Origin of the sequence: Arthrobacter sp. A2-55 (genome assembly GCF_025548615.1) — a bacterium.
In the GTDB taxonomy this organism is placed as follows: Bacteria; Actinomycetota; Actinomycetes; order Actinomycetales; family Micrococcaceae; genus Specibacter; species Specibacter silviterrae.
The window spans coordinates 1-14,731 of the sequence record NZ_JAJLOZ010000061.1; the positions used below are offsets into that span (position 1 = coordinate 1).

Annotated in this window: 14 protein-coding genes; 9 read left to right on the forward strand and 5 right to left on the reverse strand. The window is 67.0% G+C overall.

Going from position 1 to position 14,731, the window contains the following annotated elements; genetic code table 11:
* From uvrC to secG, 9 genes are all read left to right on the forward strand, one after another.
* On the forward strand, positions 1–1,104 hold a 1,104-nt coding region (gene uvrC, locus LPN03_RS15495), incomplete at its 5' end, for an excinuclease ABC subunit UvrC (RefSeq protein ID WP_262454918.1).
* Positions 1,105–1,191: 87 nt separating this feature from the next.
* Positions 1,192–2,115 (forward strand): RNase adapter RapZ, encoded by a 924-nt coding sequence (rapZ, locus tag LPN03_RS15500; RefSeq protein WP_165180684.1) that lies wholly within the window; start codon positions 1,192–1,194, stop codon positions 2,113–2,115.
* A 2-nt stretch (positions 2,116–2,117) separates the two neighbouring features.
* Positions 2,118–3,125, forward strand: coding sequence for a uridine diphosphate-N-acetylglucosamine-binding protein YvcK (locus LPN03_RS15505; RefSeq protein ID WP_165180685.1), 1,008 nt, complete (start codon positions 2,118–2,120; stop codon positions 3,123–3,125).
* A gap of 24 nt (positions 3,126–3,149) precedes the next feature.
* Positions 3,150–4,130 carry a DNA-binding protein WhiA gene (gene whiA / locus LPN03_RS15510; RefSeq protein WP_165180686.1) on the forward strand — a complete coding sequence of 327 codons (981 nt, stop codon included), beginning with the start codon at positions 3,150–3,152 and terminating at the stop codon, positions 4,128–4,130.
* Between the two features lie 110 nt (positions 4,131–4,240).
* Positions 4,241–4,864: a superoxide dismutase gene (locus tag LPN03_RS15515; RefSeq protein ID WP_165180687.1), complete on the forward strand. Its 624-nt coding sequence runs from the start codon at positions 4,241–4,243 to the stop codon at positions 4,862–4,864.
* A 219-nt stretch (positions 4,865–5,083) separates the two neighbouring features.
* A complete protein-coding gene (gap, locus tag LPN03_RS15520) occupies positions 5,084–6,091 on the forward strand; it encodes a type I glyceraldehyde-3-phosphate dehydrogenase (protein ID WP_165180688.1) in 1,008 nt (335 codons plus the stop codon).
* Between the two features lie 22 nt (positions 6,092–6,113).
* The gene (locus tag LPN03_RS15525) at positions 6,114–7,352 is read left to right on the forward strand and encodes a phosphoglycerate kinase (protein WP_262454920.1); all 1,239 of its coding nucleotides are present in this window, start codon (positions 6,114–6,116) and stop codon (positions 7,350–7,352) included.
* A 97-nt stretch (positions 7,353–7,449) separates the two neighbouring features.
* On the forward strand, positions 7,450–8,265 hold the full coding sequence (tpiA, locus tag LPN03_RS15530; RefSeq protein ID WP_262454921.1) for a triose-phosphate isomerase: 816 nt from the start codon (positions 7,450–7,452) through the stop codon (positions 8,263–8,265).
* A 35-nt stretch (positions 8,266–8,300) separates the two neighbouring features.
* Positions 8,301–8,546, forward strand: a complete 246-nt coding sequence (secG, locus tag LPN03_RS15535) for a preprotein translocase subunit SecG (protein ID WP_165180691.1) — start codon at positions 8,301–8,303, stop codon at positions 8,544–8,546.
* An 84-nt stretch (positions 8,547–8,630) separates the two neighbouring features.
* On the opposite strand, the gene pgl is transcribed toward secG, so the two are convergent.
* From pgl to tal, 5 genes are read right to left on the reverse strand one after another with little or no spacing between them, the layout of a single operon-like run.
* Entirely contained in the window at positions 8,631–9,437 is an 807-nt protein-coding gene (gene pgl / locus LPN03_RS15540) for a 6-phosphogluconolactonase (RefSeq protein ID WP_165180692.1), read from the reverse strand.
* Positions 9,434–10,375: a glucose-6-phosphate dehydrogenase assembly protein OpcA gene (locus tag LPN03_RS15545; protein ID WP_262454922.1), complete on the reverse strand. Its 942-nt coding sequence runs from the start codon at positions 10,373–10,375 to the stop codon at positions 9,434–9,436. The genes pgl and LPN03_RS15545 overlap by 4 nt, the downstream gene beginning before the upstream one ends.
* Positions 10,372–11,916 (reverse strand): glucose-6-phosphate dehydrogenase, encoded by a 1,545-nt coding sequence (gene zwf, locus LPN03_RS15550; RefSeq protein WP_262454923.1) that lies wholly within the window; start codon positions 11,914–11,916, stop codon positions 10,372–10,374. The genes LPN03_RS15545 and zwf overlap by 4 nt, the downstream gene beginning before the upstream one ends.
* A 16-nt stretch (positions 11,917–11,932) precedes the next feature.
* A complete protein-coding gene (locus LPN03_RS15555; RefSeq protein WP_262454924.1) occupies positions 11,933–13,570 on the reverse strand; it encodes a glucose-6-phosphate isomerase in 1,638 nt (545 codons plus the stop codon).
* Positions 13,571–13,572: 2 nt separating this feature from the next.
* A complete protein-coding gene (gene tal, locus LPN03_RS15560; RefSeq protein ID WP_262454925.1) occupies positions 13,573–14,688 on the reverse strand; it encodes a transaldolase in 1,116 nt (371 codons plus the stop codon).
* Positions 14,689–14,731 lie beyond the last annotated feature (43 nt).

The window sequence follows — 14,731 nt, forward strand, 5'->3', positions numbered from 1 at the left end:
GACCTGTGGGAACACCTCATGCAACAGGTCTATGGCGGCGAGGAGCAACAGCAGGACGCCATTCCCCGCCAGGTCCTGGTCCCGGAACTCCCGGCCAACCACGGCGAACTCGCGGAATGGCTGGCGGGGCTGCGCGGCGGCAAGGTCAGCATCAAGGTCCCACAACGCGGCGAAAAGGCAGCACTCATGGAAACCGTGGCGCACAACGCCCACCAGTCCATGCTGCTGCACAAGTCCCGCCGGGCAGGCGACCTGACCACCCGCTCCGTGGCCCTGCAGGAACTCCAGGAGGCGCTCGAACTGCCCATGCCGCTGCTGCGCATTGAATGCTACGACATCTCCCACGTGCAGGGCACCAACGTGGTGGCGTCCATGGTGGTGGTCGAGGACGGCCTGGCGAAGAAGAGCGAATACCGCAAGTTCGCCATCACCGGCGACGCCGCCATTGACGACACGGCCTCCATGCACGACGTCATCACGCGCAGGTTCCGGCACTACCTTGCGGACCAGGAGGCCAGAAACAAGTCGGCAGGGGCCGGCGGCGACATTTCCGCCGTCGTCCTTGACGAATATGGCAACGGTGCGCAGGCGGGGGATGCCGCCACGTCAAAGTTCGCCTACCCGCCCAACCTGGTGGTGGTGGACGGCGGCATCCCGCAGGTCAACGCCGCCCAGGCGGCGCTGGCGGAGTTGGGCATCACCGATGTGGCCGTCGTCGGCCTGGCCAAGCGGCTGGAGGAGGTCTGGGTGCCGGACAGCGACTTTCCCGTCATTCTGCCCCGTGCCTCGCAGGGCCTGTACCTGCTGCAGCGCATCCGCGACGAGGCCCACCGCTTCGCCATCACCTTCCACCGGGCCAAGCGCGGCAAGGCCATGACGGCCTCCGTGCTGGACACTGTGCCAGGCCTCGGCGCCGCCAAGCAAAAGGCACTCCTGGCACACTTTGGTTCGCTGAAAAAGGTCCGGGCGGCCACCGTGGCCGAGCTTCAGGAAGCCAAGGGCGTGGGACCTGTGCTGGCCAAGGCGGTCCACGACACCCTGGCCGGCACAACGGGCGCCGCAGCCCCCGCTGTCAACATGGCAACGGGAGAGATCCTTGACTAGGCTGGCAGGGTGGCCACGGCGGAAAGCAGTTACCCCCGCGGCCGTGGCAGCCACGCAAATCTTCACCCCACGGACTTAGGAAGTGCAATGACGGAGCACGAAGAGAAGCCCGGAACCGACGACGGCGCCCTGACGGCCCTGAAGCCGGTGGAGTCGGAGCTGCTGGTGGTGACAGGCATGTCGGGCGCCGGCCGCAGCACCGCGGCCAATGCGCTGGAGGACCACGGCTGGTACGTCATTGAAAACCTGCCCCCGCAAATGCTCGGCACCCTGGCCGAGCTGGTTTCGCGCATGCCCGCGGCCCTGCCCAAGCTGGCCGTGGTGGTCGATGTCCGCGGCAAGGCACTGTTCGCCGACATCCGCGAGTCCCTCAACGCCCTGTCGGCGGCCGGCGTCAGCTACCGCGTGCTGTTCCTGGACGCCAGCGACGAAACCCTGGTGCGCCGCTTCGAACAGGGCCGCCGCCCGCACCCCCTGCAGCTCGACGGGCGCATCCTGGACGGCATTGCCCAGGAACGGCTGCAGCTTGCCGAAATGAAGTCCCAGGCCGAAATGGTGCTTGACACCTCCGTCATGAACGTCCATGAACTGGCCTCCGCCGTGACCGAACTGTTCTCCGAAACAGGCCCGGTGATCCTCAGCCTGACCGTCATGAGCTTTGGCTTCAAGTACGGCCTGCCCGTGGACGCCAACTACGTGGCGGATGTGCGGTTCATCCCCAACCCGCACTGGATCCCGCAGCTGCGCCCCCTGACGGGCCAGGACAAGGCCGTCAGCGATTTTGTGCTCAAGGACAACGGCGCCGCGGACTTTGTGGACCGCTATGTGCATGCCCTGGAGCCGGTTCTTGCCGGGTACCGCCGCGAAAACAAGCACTACGCCACCATTGCCGTAGGCTGCACTGGCGGCAAGCACCGCTCCGTGGCCGTGGCCATTGAACTGGCCAAGCGCCTGAGCCAGCTGCCGCGCGTCACCACCAGCATCCGCCACCGCGACCTGGGCCGGGAGTAGGCATGTACACGGGCATCCTGCCGATCATTCCGGCCGCGGGAAGGCTGCCGGCCTTTGAATCGGGCGTTCGCGTCACGGCACTGGGCGGCGGGCACGGCCTCTCCGCATCCCTCTCGGCCCTGCGCCTGCTGACCAGCAACCTAACTGCCGTGGTCACTGTCGCGGACGACGGCGGCTCCTCCGGCCGCCTCCGCGACGAGCTGGGCGTGCTCCCGCCGGGGGACCTGCGCATGGCGCTGGCGGCGCTGTGCGACGACACCGACTGGGGCAGGACCTGGCGGGACGTCATGCAGCACCGCTTCACGTCCCGGGAAGGCGTGGCCGGCTCGCTGGACAACCACGCGCTGGGCAACCTGCTGATCGTCACGCTCTGGGAATTGCTGGGAGACACCGTCGCGGGGCTCCGCTGGGCCGGGGCGCTCCTGGGCGCCCGGGGCGAGGTCCTGCCCATGGCCAGCGTGCCGCTGACCATTGAGGGGGAGGTCAAATCCACGGCGGACAGCCTGCACCCCAACGGCCATGTCATCAGCGGGCAGGCGCGGCTGGCCAAGGCCGGCGAGGTGTCCAATGTGCGCCTGGTGCCGCAGGACGCCCCTGCCTGCGCGGAGGCCGTGGCTGCCATCCATGCAGCGGACTGGGTGGTGCTGGGCCCGGGGTCCTGGTACACCTCCGTGCTGCCGCACCTGCTGCTGCCGGAACTGCGGACGGCCCTGTGCACCACCACGGCCAAACGGCTGCTGACCATGAACCTTGACGTGGACGACCAGGAGGCCGCCGGCATGGATGCGGCGGACCACCTGAAGGTCATTTCCCGGTACGCGCCGGAATTTGGCGTGGACGTGGTGCTGGCCGATCCGGTGTCCGTGGCCGACGTCGACGGCTTTACCGAGGCCGCCGCAATGATAGGGGCGGAGGTGGTGTTCGGTAAGGTGGGGAACTCCGCAGGAAAGCCCGTCCACGACCCGTTGCGGCTGGCGGCGGCATATCGGGACATTTTCGGGGACAACTAGAATTTCAAGGCGAAGGGTCACACTATGGCGCTGACAACGGCGGTCAAAGAGGAACTGTCCAGGCTGGACATCAAAAAGTCCTCGGTGCGGAAAGCGGAGGTCTCGGCACTGCTGCGCTTTGCCGGCGGGCTGCACATCATCTCGGGACGCATCGTCATTGAAGCCGAGGTGGACTCGGCGGCCACTGCCCGGCGGCTGCGCGTGGCGATAGCCGAAATGTACGGCCACCAGAGCGAAATCATTGTGGTCACCGGCGGGGGCCTGCGGCGCGGCAACCGCTATGTGGTGCGCGTGGTCCGCGACGGTGAGGCCCTGGCCCGCCAAACCGGGCTCCTGGACGGCCGGGGGCGCCCCGTGCGCGGACTGCCGTCCGTGGTGGTCAATGGTTCCGCATCCGACGCCGAGGCGGTGTGGCGCGGCGCCTTCCTGGCCCACGGCTCCCTGACGGAGCCCGGCCGCTCCTCCGCACTCGAGGTGACGTGCCCGGGCCCGGAAGCGGCCCTGGCCCTGGTTGGGGCGGCCCGGCGCATCGACATTGCGGCCAAGGCCCGCGAGGTGCGCGGCGTGGACCGCGTGGTGATCCGCGACGGCGACACCATTGCCGCCCTCCTGGTCCGGATGGGGGCGCACGAAACACTCCTGGTGTGGGAGGAACGGCGCATGCGCAAGGAAGTGCGTGCCACAGCCAATCGGCTGGCCAATTTTGACGACGCCAACCTGCGCCGCTCGGCGCAGGCCGCCGTTGCCGCCGGCGCCCGCGTGGACAGGGCCCTGGAGATCCTGGGGGACGACGTCCCCGAACACCTCAAGTACGCCGGCGAGCTGCGCGTGGCCCACAAGCAGGCCAGCCTCGACGAGCTGGGCCGGCTGGCCGACCCGCCCCTGACCAAGGACGCGATCGCCGGGCGCATCCGGCGCCTGCTGGCCATGGCGGACAAAAAAGCTGCCGACATCGGCGTCCCGGGCACTGAGTCCAGCGTCACGTTCGACATGCTCGAGTCCTGATTCGTGCCTAATATGAAAGAGTAGGAACATAACCGGACACTCATTCGGTTATGCAGTTTGCGGGGCACTGATCCCGCGGACCAACCAGAAGAAATTGCAACGGAGGAACCGTGACTAAGTACACACTTCCAGAACTCAGCTATGACTATGCTGCGCTGGAGCCCAACATTTCCGCCCGAATCATGGAGCTGCACCACAGCAAGCACCACGCGGCATACGTTGCCGGCGCCAACACCGCGCTGGACCAGCTGGCCGAAGCCCGTGACACCAACAACTTCGCCAATGTTGCCAAGTACTCCAAGGACCTGGCCTTCAACCTTGGCGGGCACACCAACCACTCCATTTTCTGGAACAACCTTTCCCCCGAAGGCGGGGACAAGCCCGAGGGCGAGTTGGCCGCAGCCATCGATGACGCCTTCGGCTCCTTCGACAACTTCCGCGCACACTTCACCGCGGCCGCCCTTGGCATTCAGGGCTCCGGCTGGGCACTGCTCTCCTTTGAAGGCCTGGGCGGCAACATCGTCATCGAACAGCTCTTCGACCAGCAGGGCAACGTTCCCGTGGCCACGACCCCGCTGCTCATGCTCGACATGTGGGAGCACGCCTTCTACCTCGACTACGTCAACGTCAAGGCAGACTACGTCAAGGCCTTCTGGAACATCGTGAACTGGGCAGACGTCGCCAAGCGCTTCGAGGCCGCCCGCAAGGGTGCCACGGCCCTGATCCTGCCGTAAGGTTCCACCCGGTCCACACAAAAATGTGACCAAAATATGGACGCCCGCCCCGTCAAATTTCCGGGGCGGGCCCCATGGAACGTAATATAGGTCACGGCGGCTGCTTGTGCAGCCCGCCGCGAAGAATCTCTGCCCAACGTCGTGCGGGAAAGCAAAGGGTTGCAGGTAACACCTCAACCGGACTACGCGTGTCCGCATGGGCACAAAGGAGAGAACTAAGTGACTACTCGCATTGGAATCAACGGGTTCGGCCGCATTGGCCGCAACTACTTCCGCGCCGCGCTGGCACAGGCCGCCGACCTTGAGATTGTTGCCGTGAACGACCTCACCAGCCCCGAAGCGCTGGCACACCTCCTCAAGTACGACTCCGTCAACGGCCGCCTGCCCGTCGCAGTGGATGTTGTGGACGGCCACCTGGTGGTGGACGGAAAGACCATCACCGTCCTGGCCGAACGCGATCCTGCCAACCTGCCGTGGGGCGAGCTCGGCGTTGACATCGTCATCGAATCCACGGGCTTCTTCACCAAGGCCTCCGACGCCCAGAAGCACATTGACGCCGGCGCCAAGAAGGTCCTCATTTCCGCCCCCGCCTCCGACGAGGACATCACCATCGTCCTGGGCGTCAACGACGGGCTGTACGACCCGGCAGCTCACCACATCATTTCCAACGCCTCCTGCACCACCAACTGCCTCGGCCCCCTGGCCAAGGTGCTCAACGACAGCTTTGGCCTGGAACGCGGCCTCATGACCACCGTCCACGCCTACACGGCAGACCAGAACCTCCAGGACGGCCCCCACAAGGACCTGCGCCGCGCCCGCGCCGCAGCCGTCAACATGATCCCCACCTCCACCGGAGCCGCCAAGGCCATCGGCCTGGTCCTGCCGGAGCTCAAGGGAAAGCTGGACGGCTACGCCATCCGCGTACCCGTGCCCACAGGCTCCGCCACGGACCTGACCGCCACGGTCAGCCGCGAGGTCACCGTCGAGGAAGTCAACGCCGCCTACAAGGCCGCCGCGGCCGAAGGCAGCCTCGCCGGCTACCTCACGTACACGGAAGACCCGATCGTCTCCTCCGACATTGTCGGGGACCCGGCGTCGTCCATCTTTGACTCCGGCCTGACCAAGGTCATCGGCAACCAGGTCAAGGTGGTCTCCTGGTACGACAACGAGTGGGGCTACTCCAACCGCCTGGTCGACCTGACCGAACTCGTTGCATCCAAGCTCTAAGGCAAGGTAAGGCAAAGCACGCATGGCACTTCACACCCTCAGCGAACTCATCGATGAAGGTGTCCGCGGGCGGCACGTTCTCATCCGTAGTGATTTGAACGTGCCGCTCGACGGCGCTTCAGTGAGTGACGACGGCCGCATCAAGGCCTCCCTGCCCGTGATCCGGGCCCTGGCCGCCGCCGGCGCCAAGGTCCTGGTCTGCGCCCACCTGGGCCGGCCCAAGGGCACCCACGAGGCCAAGTATTCACTGGCACCGGCCGTGGCACGCCTGGCGGAACTGGCACCGGAGCTCAACGCAACATTGGCCGCGGACACCACCGGACCGGCCGCCCAGGCCGCCGCCGCAGCCCTGGCCGACGGCTCCGTGCTGGTCCTGGAAAACGTGCGCTTCGATGCGCGCGAAACATCCAAGGACGATGCCGACCGTGCAGCTTTCGCGGCCGAGCTCGCTTCCCTCACGGGGGGGACGGGCGCGTACGTGGACGACGCCTTTGGTGCCGTGCACCGCAAGCACGCGAGTGTCTACGACATCGCCAAGGTGCTGCCGTCCTACCAGGGTGACCTGGTGGCGCGGGAGCTGGAGGTCCTGACGAAGCTCACCACGGACACGGTGCGCCCCTATGTGGTGGTGCTGGGGGGCTCGAAGGTCTCCGACAAGCTGGCTGTCATTGACAACCTGCTGGGCAAGGCGGACACCATCCTGGTGGGCGGCGGCATGCTGTTCACCTTCCTGGCCGCCCAGGGCCACGCGGTGGGTGCCTCCCTGCTGGAGACCGAGCAAATCCCCGTGGTGCAGGACTACCTCAAGCGGGCCGAGGCGGCAGGGACCACGTTTGTGCTGCCCACCGACATTGTGGTTGCTGCCGGCTTCTCTGCCGACGCCGCCCATGAAACCGTGCCGGCGGACGCCATTGAATCCTCCAGCTTCGGCGCCGGCGGCCTGGGCCTGGACATTGGCCCGGTCTCCGCGGCTGCCTTTGCGGACGCCATGTCAACGGCGAAGACGGTGTTTTGGAACGGCCCCATGGGCGTGTTTGAATTCCCGGCCTTTGCCGAAGGCACCAGGGCCGTTGCGGCTGCCCTGGCGGACAGCTCCGCCCGCGGCGGATTCACCGTGGTGGGCGGCGGCGACTCCGCCGCCGCTGTTCGCACCCTTGGCTTTGCCGATGACGCGTTTGGCCACATCTCCACGGGCGGCGGCGCCAGCCTGGAATTCCTGGAGGGCAAGGAGCTGCCCGGACTGGCGGCACTGGAGCGCTGATTGACCGGGGCGGCGGCAGGATTCCTGCCGCCGCCCCGTTGCGCCCCGGCGCACCCCATGATTTCTATTTAGAGCACTGTCAAGGAACGAGAGAGCGATGACGACTTCGACCAACGGGAAATTTGACCGCACGCCGCTGATTGCCGGCAACTGGAAGATGAACATGGACCATGTTCAAGGCATCACCCTCCTGCAAAAGCTGGCCTGGACGCTGTCCGATGCCCGCCATGACTTTGCCCGGGTTGAAGTGTCAGTGTTCCCGCCGTTCACCGACATCCGCGGCGTCCAGACACTCGTCCAGGGCGACAAGCTCAAGCTGAGCTACGGGGCCCAGGACCTTTCCGACCAGGACGCCGGCGCCTACACCGGCGACATTTCCGGCGCGTTCCTGAACAAGCTGGGCTGCACCTACGTGCTGGTGGGCCACAGCGAGCGCCGCGCCATCCACCAGGAGAGTGACGAGGTGCTCAATGCCAAGGTCAAGGCTGCCTTCCGCCATGAACTCACCCCCGTGCTGTGCGCCGGCGAGGGCCTGGAAATCCGCCAGGCCGGCACACACGTGGAGCACACCCTGGCGCAGCTGCGCGCCGACGTTGCCGGTCTCACCGCCGAACAGGCAGCCCAGTTGGTGGTTGCCTACGAACCCATCTGGGCCATCGGAACGGGCGAGGTTGCAGGGCCCGGCGACGCCCAGGAGATGTGCGCCGCCATCCGTGCCGAACTGGCTGTCCTGTTCGACGCCGAGACGGCCGCCAAGACGCGCCTGCTGTACGGCGGCTCGGTCAAGGCTTCCAACGTGGCCGCGATCATGGCCGGGCGTGACGTGGACGGTGTCCTGGTGGGCGGTGCCAGCCTCGACGCGGGTGAATTCGCCAACATTGCCCGTTTTGAAAGCCACCTCGTCACCAACTAGGATTAGACCACCTCAACCGCGCTGAAAGGCTACCAGTGGAAGCACTACAAATTGCCCTGCAGATCCTGCTGGGTATCACCAGCTTGCTGCTGACCCTCCTGATCCTGCTCCACAAGGGCCGTGGCGGCGGGTTGTCAGACATGTTTGGTGGCGGCATGAGCTCGAACCTCGGTTCCTCCGGCGTGGCCGAACGGAACCTCAACCGCTTCACCGTGGTCCTTGGCATCGTCTGGGGAGTGGTCATCATCGGCCTCGGCCTGATGATGTCCTACGGCGCCTAGCAGCCGCATAAGCCAAAAAAGGTCCCGTCCGGAATATTCCGGACGGGACCTTTTGCTGTGCTGTTCAAGCCCGCCGGGAGCTCGTCACCTGTCCCGGCGCATGAGCTGCCCGGGCACCTTGGCCGAGGCATCCTGGTCCAGCAGCCAGAGGGTCTTCGTGACGCCCCGGGCGCCGGACGCCGGAACCTGCACGGGGTTGGCCCCTGCCAGGCCCAGGCCCACGGCGGCGGCCTTGTCGGCACCGGCAGCCACGATCCAGATCTCCTGGGCGGTGTTGATGGCTTCCAGCGTCAATGACACGCGCGACGGCGGCGGCTTGGGGGAGTTGCTGACGCCCACCACGGGCACGCCGTGCGATCGGATACCGGCCATTTCCGGGAAGAGGGAGGCGATGTGTGCGTCCGGGCCCAGGCCCAGCAGCAGCACGTCGAAGCGGGGCACGGTGGGCGCCTGCTCCGAGGTGGCGTCGTCGTCGTTCTCCCATTCCAGCCGGGCAGCCGCTTCCAGCTGGGCCGTGTAGTCGGCGGCGGCGGCATCCAGGCCGTCCACCTCGTCCGACGCGGCCATCGTGTGCACCCGGGCGGGGTCGGTGCCGATGTGGTCCAGGAGCACCTCCCGGGCCTGGCGGGCGTTGCGGTCGGGGGAGTCCGCCGGCACAAACCTGTCGTCGCCGAACCAGAAGTTGACCTTGGCCCAGTCGACGGCCAGCCGGGCAGGCGACTCGGCCACGGCCTTGAGGGTGGCAATGCCCACGCTGCCGCCGGTCAGCACCACAGTGGCCTCGCCTCGTTCGCCCTGGACGTCCAGGAGGCGGGTGATGAGCCGCGCTGCCGTGGTGGCGGCCAGCACGTCAAAGGACGGGTGCAGGGTGATGCGAACGTTGCGGCTCATGCCGTCACAACCTTTTCTTCGGCAAGCAGTTTCTTTACCCCCAGCGTAACCACTTCGCCAAAGACCTCGTCGGGATCCAGGCGCCTTAGCTCTTCGGCCAGGCAGTCCTGGAGGGAGCGGCGGGGCAGGGAGATTTGCTGTTGCGGCTGGCCTGGCTGGGTCAGGATGGCCTCGAGGGTGCCGGGGCGGTGGAGCTCGACATTCCCTGTGGCCCGCTTCATGATGACGCGGCGGATCCCGGTGCCCCTGGGGTCTTCCGCAACCGTGATGGGAACGCCCAGGGCGCGGTGCAGCCACGCGGCCAGCAGCAGGGTGCTGGGGGAGTCGCTGGCCCCTTCCACGTGCAGGGCCGTGACAGGGCCGGCCGAATCCTCCTGGTCGAGGACGGCGGCCAGCTGGATGCGCCAGTTGGTCAGGCGGGTCCAGGCCAGGTCGGTGTCCCCGGCCCGGTAGGTTTCGGCGATGTGCCTCAACGCCTCGCGGGGGTCCGCCTGGTTGGCCGAATCCGTGATGCGGCGGTGGGCAATGCGTCCCACGGGGCTTTCGCTGGCGGACTCCGGCGCCCCATTGGGCCACCAGGCCACGATGGGCGCATCGGGGAGCAGCAGTGCCGAGACGAGCGATTCACTTTCCGGGGCAAGTTCGCCGTAGCCGCGCAGCACGATGACTTCCGAGGCTCCGGCGTCGCCGCCCACCCGGATCTCCCCGTCCAGGCGGGTGGGCTCGTCGGGGGAGCCCGCGGCGAGCACGATGATGCGGCACGGGTGTTCGCGGCTGGCCAGGTTGGCTGCCGTGATGGCGTCCTCTTCGAGGCCGTTTTGGGTGATGACCACCAGGGTCAGCACGCGGCCCAGGGTGACAACGCCGCCCTGTTCGCGCATCTTGACGATCTGCTTGGTGATGTTGGAGGTGGTGGTGTCTGGCAGGTCAACTATCATGGCCGGCGCCACGTCCTTCCGTCTCGCTTTAACAGGTCATCGGCCGACGACGGCCCCCAGCTGCCTGGCTCGTAGCTTTCCGGCTGCACGCCTTCGGCCGCCCAGAATTCCTCGAACGGGTCCAGGATCTTCCAGGACAGCTCCACTTCCTGGTGGCGGGGGAACAGGGGCGGCTCGCCGAGCAGCACGTCCAGGATGAGGCGCTCGTAGGCTTCTGGGCTGGACTCCGTGAAGGCATGGCCGTAGCCAAAGTCCATGGTGACGTCGCGGACCTCCATCTGCGTGCCGGGCACCTTGGATCCGAAGCGGATGGTGACGCCCTCATCAGGCTGGACGCGGATGACCACGGCGTTTTGCCCGAAGTCGTCGGCGGCGTGGTCGGTGAACAGCAGGTTGGGTGCCCGCTTGAACACGACGGCGATCTCGGTCACCCGGCGGCCCAGCCGCTTGCCCGTGCGCAGGTAGAACGGCACGCCGGACCACCGGCGGGTGTTGATGTCCAGGCGGATGGCGGCAAAGGTTTCGGTGGTGGAATCGGCGGGGATGCCTTCCTCGTCCAGGTAGCCCAGCACCTCCTCGCCGCCCTGCCAGCCGCCGGCAAACTGGCCGCGGGCCGAATGGGTGGACAGGTCGGCCGGCAGCTTGACGGCGGCCAGCACCTTTTCCTTCTCGGCCCGCAGGTCCTCGGCGTTGAAGGAGATGGGCTCCTCCATGGCCGTCAGGGCCAGCAGCTGCAGCAGGTGGTTTTGGATCACGTCGCGGGCCGCGCCCACGCCGTCGTAGTAGCCCGCGCGTCCGCCCGTGCCAATGTCCTCGGCCATCGTGATCTGCACGTGGTCCACGTAGTTGGCGTTCCACAGGGGCTCAAAAAATTGGTTGGCAAAGCGCAGCGCCAGGATGTTCTGGACCGTTTCCTTGCCCAGGTAGTGGTCAATGCGGAAGACGGAATCCGCCGGAAAGACTGACTCCACAATGTCATTGAGGGCCCTGGCGGATTCCAGGTCGTGGCCGAACGGCTTTTCAATGACCACCCGGCGCCAGAAGTCGCCGGCCGTCTGGGCCAGGCCGTGGCTGGACAGCTGGCGGCAGACCAGTTCAAACGCCTTCGGCGGGATGGACAGGTAGAACGCGTGGTTGCCCTGCGTGCCGCGCTGTTCGTCAAGGTCCGCGAGGGTGTCCTTGAGCCGCTCAAAGGCCGCGTCGTCATCAAATTCGCCCGGGACAAAGCGGATGCCCAGGCTCAGCTGCGACCAGACGGTTTCATCAAACGGGGTGCGGCAGTGTGCCTGGACGGACGCCCTGACCTCTGCGGCGAACTCCGCATCGCTCCAGCTGCGCCGGGCAAAGCCCACCAGCGCGAAACTGGGCGGCAGCAGCCCCCGGTTGGCAAGGTCGTACACGGCCGGCATGAGCTTCTTGCGGGCCAGGTCGCCGGTGACTCCAAAGAGCACCAGCGACGACGGACCCGCCACGCGGGACAGCCGGCGGTCGCGGCTGTCCCGGAGCGGGTTTGCATGGTGTGTTGCTGCATTCGTTGGCATGTGGAAAGTGTTTGCCCTATGCGTCGGTGCGGCGGCCGGCAAGCGCGGCCACCACAGTCTTGAGTTGTTCAACGCCCGTTGCGACGTCCGTCAGATGCAGCCGCAGCACGGGCCGGCCATGGTCGGCCAGCACCTGGGCGTCGCCCGCAGCCTGGGCGGAAATCAGCTCCCCAAACGTAAACGGACGGTCCGGAATTGCCAAATCCTCGGCGGCGGCGCCAGTCACCTGGAGGAACACGCCAATGGCGGGTCCGCCCTTGTGGAACTGCCCGGTCGAGTGCAGGAAGCGCGGGCCCCAGCCGAAGGTGACGGGACGGCCGGTGGCGGCTGCCAGCTCGTCGCGCACGCCGGCCAGAGGGGCGTTGGCCAGCCGGTCGAGGTAGGCCTGCACGCTCAGGTAGCCGTTGGCAGGCAACGTCCCCAAAAGTGCGTCCAGCGCTTCCCCGGCGGTCGACGCCCCGGCCAGCCAGCCGGCGTCGTCGTTTGCCGTGCGGACCTCAATGGCGCCGTCGGTGAAGAGGGCCGGTGTCGGGGCCGGTGTGGCGTCCAACAGCCCGCGGGCGGCCACCTTGGCGGCCTCCACGTCCGGCTGGTCAAAGGGGTTGATGCCCAGGAGGCGGCCCGCAACGGCCACGGCAAATTCCCACACCATCATCTGTGCGCCCAGGTCCCCGGCAATGCTGACTTCATTCGCCCGAAGTTCGACGTCGGCGTCCCCGGCCACCAGCCGCACCACCAACACGTCCGCGGCACCTCCCGTGACTTCGGGGGAGCCGGGGTCGGCCACCACCGGCAGCACGCCGGTGCCGAGCTTGCCCGTGGATTCGGCGATGAGCTGTTCGGCCCAGTCGGCGAAGCCCACAATGCCGGAGCCCTCATCGACGATCACGATCTTGTCCCGCAGCGGCGAGGTGCCGCCGAGGGCTGCACCAAGGCGCAGGCCGATGTTGTCGGTGTCGTCGTCACGCAGCATCTCGGCGGCTTCCTCGGCAGAGTCCAGGAGGGCCTGGACGTCCACGCCGGCCAGGCCGGAGGGCACCAGCCCGAATGCCGTCAGTCCGGAATAGCGCCCGCCCACGTTCGGGTCCGCGTTGAACACCTTTCGGTAGCCGGCCTCGCGCGCCGACTTGTCCAGGGGCGAGCCGGGATCGGTGACAATGACGATTCTCGACTTGGCGTCGATTCCGGCAGCCGTGAACTCCTGCTCGAAGATGCGCCGCTGGGAATCGGTCTCCAGGGTGGAGCCGGACTTGGAGGAGACCACAATGGCCGTCCGGGCCAGGCGGTCCGCCACGGCGGCACGGACCTGGCCAGGCTCCGTGCTGTCCAGCACGGTCAGCTCCACGCCGGCCGTGGCCGTGATGACTTCCGGCGCCAGGGACGAGCCGCCCATGCCGCACAGCACGATGTGGCTGATGCATTCGGCCTCGAAGGCGCTGCGCAATGCCACAATGTCGGCCACGAGGGGGGCGGACACCTGGGGTGTTTCGACCCAGCCCAGGCGGATGGCGGACTCGGATTCCGCGTCGGGGCCCCACAGGGTGGCGTCCTTGGCGAAGATCTTCGAGGCGACCTGGTCGGCGACCAGCGCCGGCAGGCGGGTTGCGCCGGCGGCCTCTGCGGCCCCTGAGGCGGAAAATGCAAGGCTGGTCATGGTTATGCTTCCTTTCCGGCGGCGTCGAGGGCGTCCTGGACGTGGTTGAGCAGGTCCTTCCAGCTGGCCACGAACTTCTCCAGGCCTTCGGTTTCCAGCAGGCCGACCACGTCGTTGTAGGAGATGCCCAGGCCCTCAAGCTCGTTCAGGAGGGCGTTGGATTCCTCGTAGCTGCCGGTGACGGTGTCGCCCGTGACCACGCCGTGGTCGAAGGTCGCGTCAAGGGTCTTTTCCGGCATGGTGTTCACCACGTCCTTGGCCACCAGGCCCGTGACGTACAGGGTGTCCGGGTAGGCCGGGTCCTTGACTCCCGTGGAGGCCCAGAGGGGGCGCTGGGGGAGGGCGCCGGCGTCGGCCAGCAGCGCCCAGCGCTCCGAGGAGAAGACCTCCTCGAAGATCTGGTAGGCCAGGCGGGCGTTGGCCAGGCCGGCCTTGCCCTTCAGACCCAGGGCCTGCTCGGTGCCGATGGCCACCAGGCGCTTGTCGATCTCGGTGTCCACGCGGGAGACGAAGAAGGACGCCACGGAGTGGATGTCCGCCAGGTTGTGGCCGTTGGCCTTGGCTTTTTCCAGCCCGGACAGGAAGGCGTTGACCACGGCGCGGTAGCGCTCCAGTGAGAAGATCAGCGTGACGTTGACGCTGATGCCCTCGGCAAGGGTGGCCGTGATGGCTTCCAGGCCCTCCACCGTGGCGGGAATCTTGATGTAGACGTTCTTCTTGTTGACCTTGGCGTACAGGCGCTTGGCCTCAGCGATGGTCCCCTCGGTGTCCCACGCCTTGCGGGGGTCCACCTCGATGGACACGCGCCCGTCAACGCCCTTGGTGGCCTCCGCCACGGCGGCGAAGACGTCGCAGCCGTCGGCTACATCCGCCGTCGTCATTTCAAAGACGGCCTCCTCGGACTGGACGCCCTGGGCGGAGAATGCCTTGAGCTCAGCCTTATAGGCGTCGCTCTTGGTGATGGCGGCCTCGAAGATGCTGGGGTTGGTGGTCACGCCAACCACGTTCTTCTCGGCGATGAGCTGCTTCAGGCTGCCTGTCACCAGGCGGGTGCGGGACAGGTCATCCAGCCAAATGGACACGCCGGCGGCGGAAAGGTCTGCGGTGGGTGTAGTCATGTCTTTGCTTCTTCCTAAAAGTGAACTGAAGGTGAAGGGTGCG